The sequence below is a fragment of the Streptomyces bambusae genome, from assembly GCF_020532645.1.
In the GTDB taxonomy this organism is placed as follows: Bacteria; Actinomycetota; Actinomycetes; order Streptomycetales; family Streptomycetaceae; genus Streptomyces; species Streptomyces bambusae.
The window spans coordinates 99,103-115,810 of record NZ_JAJAUZ010000006.1 but is presented as its reverse complement, the minus strand read 5'-3'; the positions used below and the strand labels follow the sequence as shown (position 1 = coordinate 115,810).

Here is a 16,708-nt window from a genome sequence, read left to right as displayed (position 1 = left end):
GCCGGAGGCCGCAGACCGCGGGGATGCCGGCGAGGAGGCGGGGCAGGAGCAGGGCGTGGCCCTCCTCGTCGGCACGTCCGGATGGCAGTACCGCGACTGGTCCGGCGTCTTCTACCCGCCGGACCGGCCGCAGCGGCTGTGGCTGGAGGAGTACGCCCGCCACTTCGCCACCGTGGAGCTGAACAACGCCTTCTACCGGCTGCCCGCGCCCGGGACCTTCGCCCAGTGGCGCGCCCGCACCCCGCCCGGCTTCGTGATGGCGGTCAAGGCGAGCCGCTTCCTGACCCACGTGAAGCGGCTGCGCGAACCGGCGGAGCCGGTGCGGCGGCTGATGGCTCACGCCGCCGGGCTGGGCGACCGGCTCGGGCCGGTCCTCCTCCAGCTGCCGCCGACCCTGCGGGCCGACCCGGCCGCACTCGACGCCTGCCTCGCCTGCTTCCCCGCCGGGACGCGCTTGGCCGTCGAACCGCGCCACGACTCGTGGTGGACGGCCGCCGTCCGCTCGGTGCTCGAAGACCGGGGCGCGGCCCTGTGCTGGGCCGACCGGGGCTCCCGTCCGGTGACACCGCTGTGGCGTACGGCCGACTGGGCGTACGTGCGCTTCCATGAGGGCCGGGCCCGCGACGCGCCCCGGTACGGCCGCACGGCGCTGCGCAGCTGGGCCGGCCGTATCGCGGACACCTGGCCCGAGGACGCGGACGTGTACGCGTACTTCAACAACGACCCCGGAGGAGCGGCGGTGGCCGACGCCCGCGCCTTCGGCCGGCTGGCCGCCGGCCGGGTGACGGGCCATGACACCCGAGGGGCCTGAGCACGACGACGACCGCAGGGCGGCGGATCGGAGGTGACCGGACGGTGCAGACGTTCCTGCCGCTGCCGTCGTTCCAAGCGTCGGCGGCCGTGCTGGACGGGCGGCGGCTGGGCAAGCAGCGGGTGGAGGCCCTGCAGGTGCTGCGCGGCCTGACCGTTCCGGGCTACGGATGGCGCCGGCATCCGGCGGTTCGCATGTGGACGGGGTACGAGGAGGCGCTCGTGCGGTACGGGCTGGAGGTCTGCCGGGTGTGGACGGACGCCGGACGCGCGGACACCTGCGCCGCCTCCCTGGTGGCGGACTACCGGTCCTGGCGCGCGGACGGCACCGGGGCGGTGCGCACACAGGAGGAACTGGCCGGCGCGGAGGCGTTGCCGCCGTGGCTGGGCCTCCCGGAGTTCCACCGCAGCCACCAGTCGGCGCTGGTGCGCAAGGACCCGGACTTCTACCGGCCCCGCTTCCCCGGCGTACCCGGGGACCTGCCGTACGTCTGGCCCTCATCCGACCGCGATCCGGAGGCGCCGCCCAACGGGTGACGGCGGCACGGCAGCGGCGTCGACGCGGCGCACCGGCGCGCCCCGGCACGGCTCGTCCGGGAGGTGTGTGTCGGGGCCGGGCTCGGCGGGTAGCCGCCGCACGGAGGCCCGGACCATGGAGAACACCGTGGAGAACAGCGACTGGATGCTCACTGCCGGTGAACGGGGGAACGACGCGACCCGGCTCCGGCGGCGCCACCCGGGCGGTGCGGCTTGGACCGGGGGCAACGACGTCCGGCCGCTGGTGCACGGGGCGGCGTACTTCACCGAGCTGCTGCGGGCGGTGCGCGCGCAGCGCGCCGGGGACCTGCTGATGTTCACCGACTGGCGCGGGGATCCGGACGAGCGGCTGGACGGGCCGGGGACCGAAGTCGGCCGGGTCTTCGGCGGGGCGGCCGGCCGCGGGGTGGTGGTGAAAGGGCTCCTCTGGCGCTCCCACCTCGATGGCTTCCGGTTCAGCGAGCGGGAGAACCGCCGTCTCGTGGAGCAGCTGGAGGAGGCCGGTGCCGAGTGCCTGCTCGACATGCGGGTGCGCCCCGGCGGATCGCACCACCAGAAGCTCGTCGTGCTGCGCCACCCGGGGCGCCCCGAGTGCGACGTCGCGTACGTCGGCGGCATCGACCTGTGCCACGGCCGCAGGGACGACGCCTCCCACCGCGGCGACCCGCAGACGCTGCCCTTCGCGTCCGCGTACGGGCCGCGGCCGGCGTGGCACGACGTGCAGCTGGCCGTGCGCGGTCCCGCCGTGGGGGACGTCGAGGCGGTCTTCCGGGAGCGCTGGGAGGACCCGTCGCCGCTGAGCCGCAGCCCGCTGGTCCGGCTGCGCGAACTCGTGCACCACGAGGACACCGAGGCGGACCCGATCCCGCCGCAGCTGCCCGATCCGCCGCCGTGCGGCACCCACACCGTGCAGGTGCTCCGCACGTACCCCAACCGGCTGCTGCGCGGCTACCCCTTCGCGCCCGACGGCGAGCGCAGCATCGCCCGCAGCTACCTCAAGGCGCTGCGCCGGGCACGGGCGCTGATCTACCTGGAGGACCAGTACCTGTGGTCCCCGAACGTGGTGGAGTCCTTCGCCCGGGCCCTGCACGAGCACGCGGACCTCCGCCTGATCGCCGTCATCCCCTTCCACCCCGACCAGGACGGCCGACTGATGCTGCCCATGAACCTGGTGGGGCGGGTCACGGCGCTGGAGCGGCTGCGCCGGGCGGGCGGGGACCGGGTGGCGGTGTACGCGGTGGAGAACCGTGCCGGTACGCCGGTCTACGTGCACGCCAAGGTGTGCGTGATCGACGACGTGTGGGCGACCGTGGGCTCCGACAACATCAACCTCCGCTCGTGGACGCACGATTCGGAGCTGAACTGCGCCGTGCTGGACGAAGCCGCCGACGCGCGGGAGCCGCGCGATCCGGGCGGACTGGGCGACGGTGCCCGCCGGTTCGCCCGGGAACTGCGGCTCGGGCTGTCCTGCGAGCACCTGGACGCGGGGCTGCCGGGTTCGCCGTTCGCGCCGGAGGACCTGTGCGATCCGGTGGCGGCGTTCGACGCGTTCGCGCAGTGTGCGGCCGCGCTGGACGCCTGGCACGAGGGCGGCCGGCGCGGGCCGCGGCCGCCGGGGCGGCTGCGGGCGTACCACCCGCCGGAGATGTCCGCACCGGTGCGGACGCTGGCCATGCCCGTGTACCGGCTCCTGGTGGACCCGGACGGCCGCCCGCTCCGGCTGCGCCGGCGCAACGCGTTCTGAACCCCGGCCGGGGCGGCACGCGGGTCCCGCCGGGCGTTGCGGACCCGGCGCAGGGCGCTCGTCCCGTCAGTGCGTCGCGGTGGCTGCGAGGTCGGCGATCACCTCGCGGGCCGCGCGGGCTCCCGACGCCAGTGCGCCCTGCAGCGAACCCGTTGCCCGGTGGTCGCCGCATACGTAGCGGCCCGCGGAGAAGCGGGTGGTGCGGCTCAGGCGCAGGGGCGGGGTCATGGCGGGCAGGGCGTTCCGCACCGTCACGCGGTGCACCGGTTCCCAGGTTCCGGTGCCCGTGCCGTAGGCCTCGGCGAGGGCGGTGAGCACGACGGCCTCCTCCACCGGGCCGGGCGTGCCGAGCACGGAGGTCGACACCAGGGCCCTGCCGTCGGTGGAGTAGCCGGGCTGGACCTCGGTGAGGACGCATGTGTTCAGGAACCTGCGGCGGGCGTCGACCAGCAGGGTGGGCTCGGGCAGGGGCGAGCGGTCGACGGCGTGGTAGAGCGTCGTGACGGTCCGGCCCGCGGGCGGTGCGAGGCCGGGCAGGAGGCGCGCGGCGGCGCCCGCGCCGGTGGCGACGACGTACGGAGCACTCCCGGGGGCAGCCCGGCGGCGAGCTGCTCCGGCACGGCGCCGATGCCGTCGCGGGGCAGGCAGAGGGTGCCGCGCAGCATGCTGCGCCAGACCAGGTGGAAGAAGCGGGCCGAGGTCTCCAGCGAGTCCTCCAGGAAGACCCCGGAGAGGAAGGGCCGGAAGAACGTCTCGACGAAGTCCTCGGAGAACCCGGCGTCGGCCAGGGCGGTGCGGGTGGTGCCGTCGGGCCGGGCCCGGACCCGGGAGGCGGGTGCGAGGACGGCGCGTCCCGACAGCGCGCCGAACGCCAGCAGATCGCGCGGCTTGACCCACCCGCTCCCGAGCAGCGCGATGCCGTCGCGCGGGCGCCGCGTGGGGTCGGTGAGGCGGAGCCTCCCCCTGTCGGTGTGGACCAGGACCCCCGGGGTGAACGGCCGCAGGAACAGGCCGCGCAGGTCGAGGCGGCGCCTGACCTGCGGATAGGAGGTGTTGAAGACCTGGAAGCCGCGGTCGGTGGTGAAGCCCGCGACCCGGTCGGTGCGGATGCGGCCGCCCACCGAGTCCTCCGCCTCCACCAGGCGCACCCTCAGACCGGCCCTGACGAGGTCGGATGCGCAGGCCAGCCCGGCGGCTCCCGCGCCGATGACCGCCACGTCGTGCCCGTCGCCTGGCGTCTTGCCCATGCGTGCCCTCGCAATCCTTGCCCGACCGGGTGGGGAGCGGCCGCCGCCAGGCTACGTGCGGACAGCCGGGCGGCGGCGCCGGACGCGCCGCAGCCCGGATCCGTTCCGGCTTCCTCCCGGGAACCGGCGTCTGCCCGCCGTCAGTGGTGCGGCAGGCGGAGGATCGTGTCGCACAGGGCCATGGTGGCGACGTTGTCGGCGGCGGAGCCGACGGGCGCTTCGCCGTGGCGGACCGCGTCGAGGAAGTGCGCGACCTCGCCGGCGAACCCGCGCAGGTAGAGGTCCTGGTGCCCGCCCGAGGCCGGGGAGTTCGCGGACTTCAGGACGACGGTGTCCTCGTGCAGGCCCTGCCACGGCTCGGCGGGGCCGGACGGTCGCGCGTGGTGGTGCGCCACCGTGGTGAGGTTCTCGGTGCGGACGAATCCGTGCTGCCCCGTGACGGTCAGCTCCTCCTGCTCACGGCTCCAGGAGGGGGCCGCCGCGAGGGTCAGGTTGCCGACGGCCCCGCTGTCGAAGCGCAGCGCCAGCGCCATGCTGATGTCCGCGTCCCGGGAGTTGCGGAACCCGGTGGCCTCGGTGACCTCGCCGAAGAGGTGTCGTACGAGGTCGATGATGTGGACGGCACCGAACTTCAGGTAGGTGTCGTCGCGCAGGGTGTCCGTCCACGGGCTGAAGGCGAAGAAGCCGTTGAAGGACAGCACCCGGCCGAAGTTCCGGGAGTCGGCGATGACCTCCGCCAGCTTGCGGTAGGCCGGGGCGTGGCGCTTCATGAACCCGACCATCACCTGGCGGCCGTACCGCTGCGCCGTCGCGGCCACCCGCCGTGCGTCGGCTTCGTCGAGTCCGAGCGGTTTCTCTACGAAGACGTGGGCGCCGGCCTTCAGGCAGTCCTCGGCGATGCCGGCCTGGTCTTCGGGGGCGACGCTGACGAAGACGGCGTCGAGGGCTTCCTGCGCCAGCATCTGCCGGTGGTCGCCGTAGCCGCTGCCGGCTCCGTGGGCGTTCGCCGCGGCCCGCGCCGCCTGCTCGTCGCGCGTGGCGATGCAGGCGAGGCGGGCGCCGGCCAGGGCGAGCGACGGGTACAGGTTGGCGCGCGCGTGCCGGCCGTGGCCGATGAAGCCGAGGCGCAGCTCCGGGACGGCTTTGACGGGCGGGGTCATGGATGTGCTCCTGGTGGGGGGGGGTGGCCGCGGCCGGGTTCAGAGGGCGGCCGCGTAGCCGGGGAGGATGACGTCGCGGATCAGGGCGGTGCGCTCGTCGTGCGGCAGGAAGGCGCTCTTGGCCGCGTTGACGGTGACGGTCTTGAGGTCGTCCGCGTGCCAGCCCGCCTCGTTGACCAGCAGGGACATCTCGCGGGTCATGGTGGTGCCCGAGACGAGGCGGTTGTCGGTGTTGAGCGTGACGCGGAAGCCGAGGTCGCGCAGCAGCGTGATGGGGTGGTCGGCGATGGTCGTGGCGGCGCCGGTCTGGAGGTTGGAGGTGGGGCACATCTCCAGGGGGATGCGGCGGTCGCGGATCCAGGCCGCGAGCGGGCCGGGGCGGCCGTCGACGATGTCGTCGGTGATGCGCACGCCGTGGCCGATGCGCTGGGCGCCGCACACCTGGAGGGCCTGGTGGATGCTGGGCAGGCCGTGTGCTTCGCCGGCGTGGATGGTGAACGGCATGGCGGAGGCGCGCAGGAACTCGAAGGCGGCCAGGTGGTCGGCGGGCGGGAAGCCGTCCTCGGCGCCGGCGATGTCGAAGCCGACGACGCCGGCGTCGCGGTGGGCCACGGTGAGGCCGGCGATCTCGCGGGTACGGCTGAACATGCGCATGCCGCACAGCAGCGTGCCGACGCGTACGGGGGTGCCGGCCGCGGCGGCCTTGGCCATGCCGTTGGCCAGGCCTTCCTGGACGGTCCCGACGACCTCGTCGAGGGACAGGCCGCCGCCCAGCATCAGCTCGGGCGCGTAGCGGACCTCGGCGTAGACGACGCCGTCCGCGGCGAGGTCGAGCACGTACTCCTCGGCGATGCGCAGCAGTCCTTCGCGGTGCTGCATGACGGCCAGCGTGTGCTCGAAGGTGCCGATGTAGCGCACGAGGTCGCCGGATCCGGCGGCGGCGACGTACCAGTCGGCGAGCTGCTCGGGGGTGTCCGCGGGCAGGCGGTGGCCGACGGAGGCGGCGAGTTCCACCAGCGTGGCGGGACGCGGGGCGCCGTCGAGGTGGTCGTGCAGCACGACCTTCGGCAGGCGGCGGATCGTTTCGTCGGTGAGGGGCGACGACGGCGACGTGCGCAGGGGCGTGCTGGTGGTCACGGGCTGGTTCTCCGGCAGGAAGTAAGGGTTGCGGCCGAGCGGGCGACCGCAGGGTGGCACGCGGCCCGGTCGGGACCGCTGCGGCGAGGTTATACGTATTACTAGACGGCGGCAAGAAGACCCCGCCCGGCGCCGCGCGCCCCGGGGACGGACGGCCGGGACCGGCGGCGGCCGGGGTCCCGCCGTACGGCCGACCGTGCGTCGGACCCTCGCAGGCGCCCCCTCGGCGGCGCGCCCGTGCGCTTGCGGCACGCGGACGTCAGGGGCCGCTCACGGCGGAGACTCCGCCCACGTCTCCGGGCCGCCGCCCCGCCACTCCACGAGCGCCGGGTCCGTCAGGTCGAAGGTCTCCGGGTCCTGCATCCCCGCGGCTTCCAGGAACGCGACGACGTCGGACGGCTTGTACGCGACACCGATCGCGACGCCGTCGTAGCGGACCCGCCGCCACCCGTTCTCGTCCGGAGGATGGATCACCAGCCGTGCGGTCATCCCCCCACCCTTGCCCGTCCCCGGACCATGCGCACCCGGACGGACCGGCCCGGTCGGGGGCGGGGCGGGGCGGACCGCGAGCTGCGGAGTGGGCCGGTTGGGCCCGGTCGGCCGGGAAGGTGGGGTACGCATCGGCGGTCCGGGGTAGCCGCGCCCCATGGACCCCACGACCGACACCACGCCGCTGCGCGCCCTCGCGCTGGTCTGCACGCTCGCGCCCTCCCCGAAACCGTCGGGTTCCCAGCTCATGGCGGAGCAGACCATGGCGGCCCTGGCCGATCACGGCGTCACCGGAAAGGTGATCCGGATCGTCGACCACGACGTCAAGGCCGGCGTCGGGGTCGACATGGGAGACGGGGACACCTGGCCCGGGATCCGGGACACGCTCCTGCGCTGCGACATCCTGGTCCTGTCCACGCCGGTCTGGCTCGGACACCCTTCCAGCGTCGCCCAGCGCGTCCTGGAACGCCTGGACGCCGAACTCGGCGAGAGCGACGACGAGGGCCGGATGCTCACCTACGGCAAGGCCGCGGCCGTGTGCGTCGTCGGCAACGAGGACGGCGCCCACCACGTGAGTGCCGAACTCTTCCAGGGCCTGAACGGCGTCGGCTTCTCCCTTGCCCCGAACGCGGTCACCTACTGGGTCGGCGAGGCCATGCAGCGCACCGACTACCAGGACCTCGACGAGACGCCCGAGAAGACCGCAGCGACCACCAGGACCCTGGCCGCGAACACCGCCCACCTCGCGCGCCGCCTCGAGGCCGCCGCCTACCCGCCCACTGCCTGACCCCCGCCCGACCTTCGCCGGAAGGAGTCCGCGATGCCCTCACACGACCAAACCCGCCTCACCGATCCCGTATCGCGCCACCCGCGTCCCCCGTTTCCCGAGCAGGACCAGGACCATCCCGGCTCGACCGAAGCCATGGATCCGCGCCCCGACCACGGCGAGGACACCTACCGGGGCCACGGCCTGCTGACGGGCCGCAAGGCGCTGGTCACCGGAGGGGACTCCGGGATCGGCCGGGCCGTCTGCCTGGCCTTCGCCCGGGAGGGGGCCGACGTCGTCTTCACCCACCTGCCCGAGGAGGCCGGGGAAGCCGAGGAGACCACCCGCCTGATCCGCGCGGCCGACCGCACGGCGGTGGCCGTTTCCTGCGACATCCGCAACGAGCGCGCGTGCACGGACCTCGTCGACCGGACCGTGAACGAGCTGGGCGGCATCGACCTGCTCGTCAACAACGCCGCCTACCAGATGTCCCAGCCGGAAGGGATCGAGGCGATCACCACCGAGCAGTTCGACCGGGTGATGAAGACCAACCTGTACGGGATGTTCTGGCTCACCAAGGCCGCCCTGGCCCACATGCCCCGCGGCGCCTCCGTGATCAACACCTCGTCCGTGCAGGGCTACCGGCCCAGCCCGCACCTGCTCGACTACGCCATGACCAAGTCCGCGATCATCTCCTTCACCCACAGCCTGGCCCGGATGCTCGCCAAGCGCGGCATCCGGGCCAACGCCGTCGCGCCGGGACCGGTCTGGACCCCGCTGATCCCCGCAACGATGCCCGACCCGACGGACTTCGGCGAGCAGTCACCACTGGGCCGGCCCGCGCAGCCGGCCGAGATGGCACCCGCCTTCGTCTTCCTCGCTTCCGACCGGGCCTCCTACATCACCGGCGAGATCGTCAACGCCACCGGCGGAACCCCGCTGCCATGACCCCGGACGAGGCCCTGCGCCGGATCGCCTTCCTCCTCGAATGGCGCGGGGCTTCCCCCTACCGGGTGCGGGCCTTCCACACGGCGGCCGACGCCGTCCGCGGCCTTCCGCCGGGCCCGGTGGACGCCGCGCAGGCCGCGCAGCTGCGCGGGGTGGGCCCGGTCACCGCCCAGGTGATCGCCCAGGCGTCGGCCGGCGCCGTACCGCGCTACCTCGCCCGCCTGCAGGCCGAAGCAGGCGCCGGGGCCCGGGCGGGCTGGGACCTCGCGGCGGCGAGTACCGGTGACTGCCATCTGCACTCCGACTGGTCGGACGGCGGCAGCCCGATCGAGGACATGGCCGCCGCCGCCCGCGCCCTGGGCCACCGGTGGGCCGTTCTGACGGATCACTCGCCGCGGCTCACGATCGCCCACGGACTCAGCCCGGACCGGCTCAGGAGCCAGCTGGAGGCCGTGGCGGAAGTGAACTCCACCATGGGCCCGGGGTTCCGGCTGCTGACCGGCATCGAGTGCGACATCCTCGAGGACGGCTCCCTCGACCAGGACGAAGAGCTGCTCGGACGGCTCGACATCGTCGTGGCGTCCGTCCACTCCAAGCTCCGCTCGGAGCCCGGACCGATGACCGCCCGCCTGCTGGCTGCGGTACGCAACCCGCGCGTCGACGTCCTCGGGCACTGCACGGGCCGGCTCATCACCGGCCGGGGGCGCCCGCAGTCCCGCTTCGACGCCGGGGCCGTGTTCGCGGCGTGCGCGGAGGCCGGCACCGCGGTGGAGATCAACTGCCGGCCCGAGCGGCGGGACCCGCCGGACGACCTGCTCGCGCAGGCCGCCGCCGCGGGCTGCCGCTTCGCCGTGGACACCGACGCGCACGCCCCCGGGCAGCTGCACTGGCAGAGCACGGGATACGCCCGCGCGGCACGGGCAGGTCTGGGAGCGGACCGCCTGATCACGACCTGGCCGCTCGGACGGCTGCTGGAGAGCAGGAACGTCCGGCGGTGAACCGCCCGCCACGGCAGCGCCCGGATCCGCAGACCGGCCGTCTTCAGCGGGTGGCCGCCTCCCGTTCGGGGCCGGGAGGGGACACGGGGTGCGGGCGGGACAGGGCGCCGGGCCACCAGGCACGGGGGCCGATGTCGATGACCAGGGCGGGCACGAGCAGGGAACGGACGACGAGGGTGTCCAGGAGGACGCCGAAGGCGACGATGAAGGCGATCTGGACGAGGAAGGCGAGCGGGATGACCATCAGGGCGGCGAAGGTGGCGGCGAGGACCACGCCGGCCGAGGTGATGACACCGCCGGTGGTGGTCAGGCCGCGCAGGACGCCCTCGCGGACGCCGTGGACGAGGCTCTCCTCCCGTACGCGCGACATGAGGAAGATGTTGTAGTCCACGCCGAGGGCGACGAGGAACACGAATCCGTACAGGGGGACGGAGGCGTCCGTGCCGCTGAAGCCGAGCAGGTGCCGGAAGACGAGGGCGGAGACGCCCAGGGTGGCCAGGAAGTTCAGGGCGACCGTCGCCACCAGGAGGACCGGTACGAGCAGGGAGCGCAGGAGCAGGACCAGGATGAGCAGGATGATGGCGAGGACGACCGGGACGATGACCGTGCGGTCGCGGGCCGCGGTCCGCTCGGTGTCGTACCGCTGGGCGGTGTAGCCGCCGACGACGGCGTCGGCTCCGGCGACGGCGTGCACGCGGGCGCGGAGTTCCGCGACCGCCCGCTGCGCGGCCCGGCTGTCGGCGGCCGCCTCCAGGGTGGCGTCGATGCGGACGCGGCCGTCGACGACCAGAGGGGTCTTCGCGTCCGGGCGGCCCGGGGCCGAGAGGGGGGTGGCCGAGGCGACGCCCTCGGTGGCCCGGGCGGCTGCGGCGACCTCGGCGGCCTTCCCCTCATTGGCGAGGATCACGGCGGGCTGGCCGGAGCCGGCCGGGAAGTGCTCGCTGAGGGTGCGCTGGGCCGCGACCGACGGGGCGTCGTTGACGAAGATCTCGTCCAGAGGCACCCCCTTGGAGGACAGCGTGGGCGCGAAGGCGGCCAGCGCGAGCATCAGGGCCGCCGTCACCACCCACACCCGGCGCGGGGCGGCGTCGATCACGGCCGCGATCCGGCGCCAGATGCGGTGGCCGTCGGTCGTGGCGTCCGCCGGCCTGGGTGTCGCGGGCCAGAACGAGGTACGGCCGAGCAGGACGAGTACGGCGGGCAGGAAGGTCAGGGTGCTCAGCACCGCGCAGACGATGCCGATGGCGCCCACCGGGCCCAGCGCCCGGTTGTTCGTCAGGTCGCTCGCCAGCAGCGCGAGCAGGCCCAGGGCGACGGTCGCGGCGCTGGCGGTGATCGCACCGGCCGACCGGCGCACGGACGCGACGGCGGCGGCCATCCGGTCGTCCCGGGCGGCGAGTTCCTCCCGGAAGCGTGCGGCGAGCAGCAGCGCGTAGTCCGTGGCCGCCCCGATGACCAGGATGGACAGGATGCCCTGGACCTGTCCGTCCACGCGCACGATCCCGCGGTCGGCGAGCGCGTACACCACGGCGCAGGCCAGGCCGAGGGCGAAGACCGCGCTGATGATGATCACCAGGGGCAGCAGCAGGCTCCGGTAGACCAGCAGCAGGATCAGCAGGACGGCTCCGAGGGCGACGCCGAGGAGCAGACCGTCGATGCCGGCGAACGCGTCCGACAGGTCCGCCTGGGTGGCTGCCGGTCCGGCGATCCCGGAGGTCAGGCCCGGCACTGCGCCGACGGCAGCGCGCACCTCCGCGAGGACCGCGGGCAGCTCGTCGCCGAGGTCCGGTGCGAGGGGAACGACGGCTTGCAGCGCCCGGCCGTCTTCGGAGAGCAGCGCGGGAGAGGGCTGTCCGGCGATGCCGTCCTGCCCCGCCAGGCCGGCCACGGCCCGCGTCGCCTCCCGTTGCTGCGACTCGCTGACGCGGCTGGTGCCGGCCGTCTGCCACACGACGATCGCGGGTACCGATTCGGCACGTTCGAAGGCCTTGCGGGCTTCGAGTACCCGGGTGGACTCGGCGCTCTCCGGCAGGAACGCGGCCTGGTCGTTGGTCGCGACCTCGCCGAGCTTTCCGGCGTAGGGGCCGAGCGTCCCGCCGATCCCCAGCCAGACCAGCAGCAGCACCAGCGGCACCAGCCACCGGGCCCTGCGGGATGTGCTTCTCATGGACGGCCTCCAAAGACCCGACGACGCAATAACTCAACGAGAAAGTATCTCGATGATTGAGAGATCATAGACTGACGTCATGAGCAGCGCCGCCACACCTCCGCCCCCGCTTCCTGACGAGGACCCGATCGGGTTGCAGTCCTTCGCCGTTCTCCTGCGCCGCCTGAACGCCGAGTTCAACCGGATCGCCCAGGAGTTCGCCCACTCCCACGGCCTGCACCTCACCGACGTCCAGGCCCTGATCGCCGTACTGGACGCCGACCAGGACGAGGACGGCGAGCCGATGACCCCCGGCCGGCTCGGCGCCCGTATGAACCTCACCTCCGGCGCGGTGACCGCCTGCATCGACCGGCTCGAGAAGGCGGGCCACATCCAGCGCTCCCGCGCCGCCGGCGACCGGCGGGTCGTGCACCTGCACTACGCACCGGCCGGACGGCAGGTCGCGCGCGAGTACTTCGGACCGCTGGCCCGCTCCACGGACGCCGTACGGACCCGCTTCGAAGCCGACGAACTCCACGTCGTCGTCCGCTTCCTGCACGAGATGAACCAGCAGCTGATGCAGGTCGGACGCTGACGGCACGGTCTCTCACCGGCCGCCTCCGCCTGAGGCCCCCTTCCACACCGCATCTCCGTCCTCTCTTCCGCCGTTCCGGCCGCAACGGATGCAGCCGCCGGCACCAAAAGGGGCCGGCGGGTCGGGCCGTCGCGGTCACCGCGCCCGGACGAGGAAGACCTCGTCGACGAAGCACCAGGCCCACGGCTCGTCGCCGGCCAGGGAGAGCACGACCGGGTGCCCGGTCCGCGCATGGTGGGCGTGGGCGTGCCGGCCCCTCGAGCTGTCGCAGCAGCCGACGTGCCCGCACGTGAGGCACCACCGCAGCCGTCTCCAGGACCAGCCGCGGGCGCGGCACGACGCGCACACGGCGGCCGGTGGCCCCGGCAGGCCGGAGAGTGCCGCCAGGTGGGAGCAGGCCCGTCCTTCGGGGCGCCCGCCGTCGGGCAGCACCGCCCAGGTGGACGGCCGTTCGAGCGGGCTCCGGGAGTCGCCACCGCTGTCTGTCATCGCAGGCTCCTTGCACTCGGGCGCGAGGTCCGGCCGCGCCGTCCGTCGCCTTGGGTTCGGCCGGCACCGGCGCCCCGGATTCAGCCGGAACCGGTCACCCCGTCCAGCCTGCTGCCGTCCTGCCCGACGGACGTGGATCTCCGGCGCCGACACCGCCGTCGGGTCAACCTCCTGCGGTACCGCGCGAGGTTGACGCGTGGCCGGGCGGGCCCGGTTACCCTGCGGCGATGCGGATCCGCCCCCCACTCGCCGACGCGCTGGTCGCCGCGGCCATCGCCGGCCTCGCCCTGATGCTCGCGCAGGAGGCGCCCGCGCAGGGGTGGCCGGCGCTGGACGGCGCCGGGTACGCGCTCGTCGCCGCCCTGCACCTGCCGCTCGTCCGGCGCACGCGGCACCCCGTCGCGGTCTGCCTCTTCGTCGACGCCGTCTGGACGGCGTACGTGACGGCCGGCTACTGGCCCGTGGTGAGCTCGTTCGGTCCGATGCTCGCCCTGTACACCGTCGCGTCGACGCGGGGGACCCGGACCACCGGGGGGTGCGCGGCCCTGATGGCCGCCGTGTGGCTGTACGCGGGGCTGCTCCATGCCGACGCGAACATGGTCTCCGTCGCCGGCCAGGCGCTGGTCTTCCCCGCCGTCCTGTGGCGCTTCGGCTGGCTCTCCCGGCGCTCCGCCGAGCTCGCCCGCCGGCTGCGGGCCGAGCAGGAGGAGCGGGCCCGCCGCGAGGTGGCGGCCGAACGCGGGCGGATCGCAAGGGAGTTGCACGACGTGGTGGCCCACCACATGGCGGTGATATCCGTGCAGTCCAGTCTCGCCTGGTACGTCCTCGACTCGGACACCGAGACCGCCCGTACCGCCCTCGGCACCATCAACGGCACGAGCGGGGAGGCGATGGAGGAGCTCCGGCGCATCCTCGCCCTCCTGCGCGCCGACGACGCGGACGCCGCCCCGTCGGCGCCGATGCCCGGCCTCGACCGCCTCGACGACATGGTGAACCGCGTCCGGGCCGGCGGCGCGGAGGTCGACCTGCGGATCACCGGCATGCCCCGGCCGCTGGCTCCCGGCGTCGGCCTGTGCCTCTACCGCGTGACGCAGGAGGCGCTGACCAACGTGCTCAAGCACGCCCCGGGTGCCCGCACCACCGTGGAAGTCACCTTCGGGAGCGGAGAGGTGCGGGTGGAGATCACCGACGACGGCGGGGGAACGATTCCGGCCAACCTGCCCGCCGGGAGCGGGCACGGCTTGATCGGCATGCGGGAACGGGCGAAGCTCTACGGCGGGACGATCCGCATCGGCCCGCGGCGCGAGGGGGGATTCGCAGTGAGCCTGACCCTGCCGACCGCCGCACGGGCCACCGGGCAGGGGGACGACACCGCACGATGACGAGGGTGCTCGTTGTGGACGACCAGTTCCTGATCAGAGCCGGGCTGGTGGGACTGCTGAGGGCGGCGCCCGGCATCGAGGTGGCCGGCGAGGCCGCCGACGGCGCCGAGGCCGTGGAACTGGCCGCCCGGACCCGGCCCGAGGTGATCCTCATGGACATCCGCATGCCCGGCATGAGCGGCATCGAGGCGACCCGCCGGATCCTCGCCGCGGCCGAGGACCCGCCGCCCCGGATCCTGATCCTGACCACGTTCGACCTCGACGAGTACGTGTACGGGGCGCTGCGCGCCGGGGCGAGCGGCTTCCTGCTCAAGGACTCGGGGCCGGAGCGGCTGCTGACCGCGGTGGCGGCCGTGCGCGGCGGCGACGCCCTGTTCGCGCCGAGCGTCACCCGGCGTCTGATCGAGGCGTACGCCCCGCACCCGGAGCCCGCGCCGGCCGCGGAGCCGCCCGCGGACCTGGGCGCGCTGACGGCCAGGGAGCGGGAGGTCCTCCAGCTCACCGGGCGGGGACTGTCCAACTGCGAGATCGCCGGCCGGCTGTCCATCAGCGAGGCCACGGTCAAGACGCACCTCAACCGGACCATGAGCAAGCTCGGCCTCGACAGCCGGGCGCAGGCGGTGGTGACGGCGTACGAAAGCGGGCTGGTCCGGCCGGCGCGGGGCGTCTGAGCGGGACGTCCCGCCGCCGGGCGTCCGAGCGGGACTCCGGGCGGAACGTCCGGGCGGAACGTCCGAGCGGGACGTCCGAGCGGGACGTCCGAGCGGGACGCCACCGCCCGGTCCGGGGCGCTCCGCACCTGCTGTCCGGCACCCGTCACGAGCGGGTGGCGGCGAGGGCGGCGGCCAGCGCCCTCGCGTTCATGTCGCGCAACCTGGCCAGGTCCCCCGCGTGCCGGCCGATCACGCGCTGCTCGGCGTCCGCCTGGGCGGCCCCCACCGCTGCGGCCAGGTCCGCGCGCGACTGGCAGCGCGCGTCGGCCCGCGCCACCTCCAGCTCCCGGCCCGCCACCGCGTGCACCCGCCCGGGGTCCGCGCCCGCCGCGTCGAGCGCCTCGCCGATCGCCGTGACGGGGTCGGCGAGCTCCCGGGCGGGGTGGCCGGCCTCCGTCATGCACGCGCTCCAGTGCTCCCGCGCCCGCAGGTAGCGCGGGTCCTTCTCGACCTCGTCGACGACCCGGTTTCCCAGGACGGCGAACGTGGCGGAGAGCCGCAGGTGATCCGGCCCGTACTGGGTCCGGTCGGCCCGTACCGCGCACGCGTCGGAGCGGAGGAGGAACTCGCTGCCGTCGGGCATCCGCACGCCTTCCTCGTGCGCCTCCGTACCGACCAGGGCGGCGTGCCACTTCGGGTCCGCGGCCGGCTCCCGGTTGGGGTCCGGGAGTTCACCGGCGGACAGTGCGGCGCCGGTGACGCCGTAGCCGTCGGCCGCCGCTTCGGCCGGTCCGAGCAGGCCGTACGGATTCGGTTCCGCCCGCTCCGCCCCCGGGCCGGACGGCTCCGGACGGTAGGTGAATCCGCGCCGCCGCATGCAGTCGGCGACCAGCTTCTCGTTCTCGGCGTGCAGGGCGGCCGCCGCGCGTCCCGCGGCGGGCGCGGTCACTCCGCCGAAGGGGCGGGGCAGCGGCGCTGCCCGCTCGGGGCCGGAGGCGGCGGACGGCGGGAATCCGGCGGCACCCAGACCGGCACCGGCGCCGACGCCCGTTCCGAGGAGCAGGGCCCCGAGGACCGCGAGGTGCCGGGGGCGCCGGGTCTGCCGGGTGTGCCGGGTCTGCCGTGTCTTCATCAGGGCGCCGTCAGCACCACTTGTTGGACCAGATGTGGGGGAGGTTCCAGGCACCGATCTCGCGCCACCCGGTGCCCCGGTTGAGCTGCCAGCCGCGGCCGCGGTAGTTCTTCTCCTTGTACACCTTCACGTGGCACCGCCGGCCGTTGTTGAACAGCGAGCCGCCGGCGCTGTGGTTGAAGTTGGCGTAGCGGCTGAGGTCGCGGTTGTTCTCGAAGACCTTCTGCCGCGGGTGCGCAGGCGTGCTCTTGTAGTCCTTCAGCCAGTAGGCGCACAGGGCCCGGTCCGGGCAGTCGCGGGGTGCGGCCGCCGCGGCCGGGGTGACGGCGAGCGCGCCGGCGCCGAGCGCCGCCCCGACCGCGAACGCCGTGAGAGAACGCCGCATCCTGGACATGGAATCTCCTTGTCGTCGCCTGACGTTGGGGTGAGGACGCCGGCACGGCCCCCGTGCGTGCCGGTGCCCTTTCCGTGGAAT

The 16,708-nt window shown here is 74.3% G+C and carries 16 protein-coding genes and 1 pseudogene; 9 read left to right on the top strand and 8 right to left on the bottom strand.

The window, feature by feature from the left end:
* Nucleotides 1-55 precede the first annotated feature (55 nt).
* The 3 genes from LG634_RS06475 to LG634_RS06465 all read left to right on the top strand — a co-directional run bounded on the left by LG634_RS06475 (nt 56) and on the right by LG634_RS06465 (nt 3,091).
* Nucleotides 56-811, top strand: a complete 756-nt coding sequence (locus tag LG634_RS06475; protein ID WP_226732658.1) for a DUF72 domain-containing protein — start codon at nt 56-58, stop codon at nt 809-811.
* 44 nt (nt 812-855) lie between these two features.
* A complete protein-coding gene (locus LG634_RS06470) occupies nt 856-1,347 on the top strand; it encodes an MSMEG_6728 family protein (RefSeq protein ID WP_226732657.1) in 492 nt (163 codons plus the stop codon).
* Nucleotides 1,348-1,462: 115 nt separating this feature from the next.
* A complete protein-coding gene (locus tag LG634_RS06465; protein WP_226732656.1) occupies nt 1,463-3,091 on the top strand; it encodes a phospholipase D family protein in 1,629 nt (542 codons plus the stop codon).
* 66 nt (nt 3,092-3,157) lie between these two features.
* Here the strand turns inward: LG634_RS06465 and LG634_RS06460 are convergent.
* From LG634_RS06460 to LG634_RS06445, 4 genes and pseudogenes are all read right to left on the bottom strand, one after another.
* A pseudogene (locus LG634_RS06460) lies at nt 3,158-4,338 on the bottom strand (FAD-dependent oxidoreductase).
* Nucleotides 4,339-4,478: 140 nt separating this feature from the next.
* Entirely contained in the window at nt 4,479-5,498 is a 1,020-nt protein-coding gene (locus LG634_RS06455; RefSeq protein WP_226732655.1) for a Gfo/Idh/MocA family protein, read from the bottom strand.
* A gap of 39 nt (nt 5,499-5,537) precedes the next feature.
* Nucleotides 5,538-6,635 carry an adenosine deaminase gene (locus LG634_RS06450; protein ID WP_226732654.1) on the bottom strand — a complete coding sequence of 366 codons (1,098 nt, stop codon included), beginning with the start codon at nt 6,633-6,635 and terminating at the stop codon, nt 5,538-5,540.
* Nucleotides 6,636-6,905: 270 nt separating this feature from the next.
* On the bottom strand, nt 6,906-7,124 hold the full coding sequence (locus LG634_RS06445; RefSeq protein WP_226732653.1) for a hypothetical protein: 219 nt from the start codon (nt 7,122-7,124) through the stop codon (nt 6,906-6,908).
* 157 nt (nt 7,125-7,281) lie between these two features.
* Between LG634_RS06445 and LG634_RS06440 the strand changes: the two genes are divergently transcribed.
* The 3 genes from LG634_RS06440 to LG634_RS06430 are packed head-to-tail and all read left to right on the top strand — an operon-like array spanning nt 7,282 to nt 9,836.
* Complete coding sequence (locus LG634_RS06440; protein WP_226732652.1) at nt 7,282-7,911, top strand: flavodoxin family protein; 630 nt, start codon at nt 7,282-7,284, stop codon at nt 7,909-7,911.
* Between the two features lie 33 nt (nt 7,912-7,944).
* Entirely contained in the window at nt 7,945-8,838 is an 894-nt protein-coding gene (locus tag LG634_RS06435) for an SDR family oxidoreductase (protein ID WP_226732651.1), read from the top strand.
* On the top strand, nt 8,835-9,836 hold the full coding sequence (locus tag LG634_RS06430; RefSeq protein WP_226732650.1) for a PHP domain-containing protein: 1,002 nt from the start codon (nt 8,835-8,837) through the stop codon (nt 9,834-9,836). Before LG634_RS06435 ends, LG634_RS06430 begins: the two co-directional genes overlap by 4 nt.
* Nucleotides 9,837-9,879: 43 nt before the next feature.
* On the opposite strand, the gene LG634_RS06425 is transcribed toward LG634_RS06430, so the two are convergent.
* Nucleotides 9,880-12,003 (bottom strand): MMPL family transporter, encoded by a 2,124-nt coding sequence (locus tag LG634_RS06425; protein WP_226732649.1) that lies wholly within the window; start codon nt 12,001-12,003, stop codon nt 9,880-9,882.
* A 79-nt stretch (nt 12,004-12,082) separates the two neighbouring features.
* Here LG634_RS06425 and LG634_RS06420 point away from each other — a divergent pair, with 79 nt between their 5' ends.
* Nucleotides 12,083-12,577, top strand: a complete 495-nt coding sequence (locus LG634_RS06420; protein ID WP_226732648.1) for a MarR family winged helix-turn-helix transcriptional regulator — start codon at nt 12,083-12,085, stop codon at nt 12,575-12,577.
* Between the two features lie 135 nt (nt 12,578-12,712).
* Here LG634_RS06420 and LG634_RS37755 read toward each other — a convergent pair whose 3' ends face one another.
* On the bottom strand, nt 12,713-13,066 hold the full coding sequence (locus LG634_RS37755; protein ID WP_264202784.1) for a UBP-type zinc finger domain-containing protein: 354 nt from the start codon (nt 13,064-13,066) through the stop codon (nt 12,713-12,715).
* Between the two features lie 227 nt (nt 13,067-13,293).
* Here LG634_RS37755 and LG634_RS06410 point away from each other — a divergent pair, with 227 nt between their 5' ends.
* Together LG634_RS06410 and LG634_RS06405 are read left to right on the top strand one after the other, a co-directional pair.
* Nucleotides 13,294-14,448: a sensor histidine kinase gene (locus tag LG634_RS06410; protein WP_226732647.1), complete on the top strand. Its 1,155-nt coding sequence runs from the start codon at nt 13,294-13,296 to the stop codon at nt 14,446-14,448.
* On the top strand, nt 14,445-15,119 hold the full coding sequence (locus LG634_RS06405) for a response regulator (protein WP_226732646.1): 675 nt from the start codon (nt 14,445-14,447) through the stop codon (nt 15,117-15,119). The genes LG634_RS06410 and LG634_RS06405 overlap by 4 nt, the downstream gene beginning before the upstream one ends.
* A gap of 145 nt (nt 15,120-15,264) precedes the next feature.
* On the opposite strand, the gene LG634_RS06400 is transcribed toward LG634_RS06405, so the two are convergent.
* Both LG634_RS06400 and LG634_RS06395 read right to left on the bottom strand, forming a co-directional pair.
* Nucleotides 15,265-16,233 (bottom strand): hypothetical protein, encoded by a 969-nt coding sequence (locus LG634_RS06400; protein WP_226732645.1) that lies wholly within the window; start codon nt 16,231-16,233, stop codon nt 15,265-15,267.
* Between the two features lie 10 nt (nt 16,234-16,243).
* Nucleotides 16,244-16,627, bottom strand: coding sequence for a peptidase inhibitor family I36 protein (locus LG634_RS06395; protein WP_226732644.1), 384 nt, complete (start codon nt 16,625-16,627; stop codon nt 16,244-16,246).
* Between the last annotated feature and the right edge of the window lie 81 nt (nt 16,628-16,708).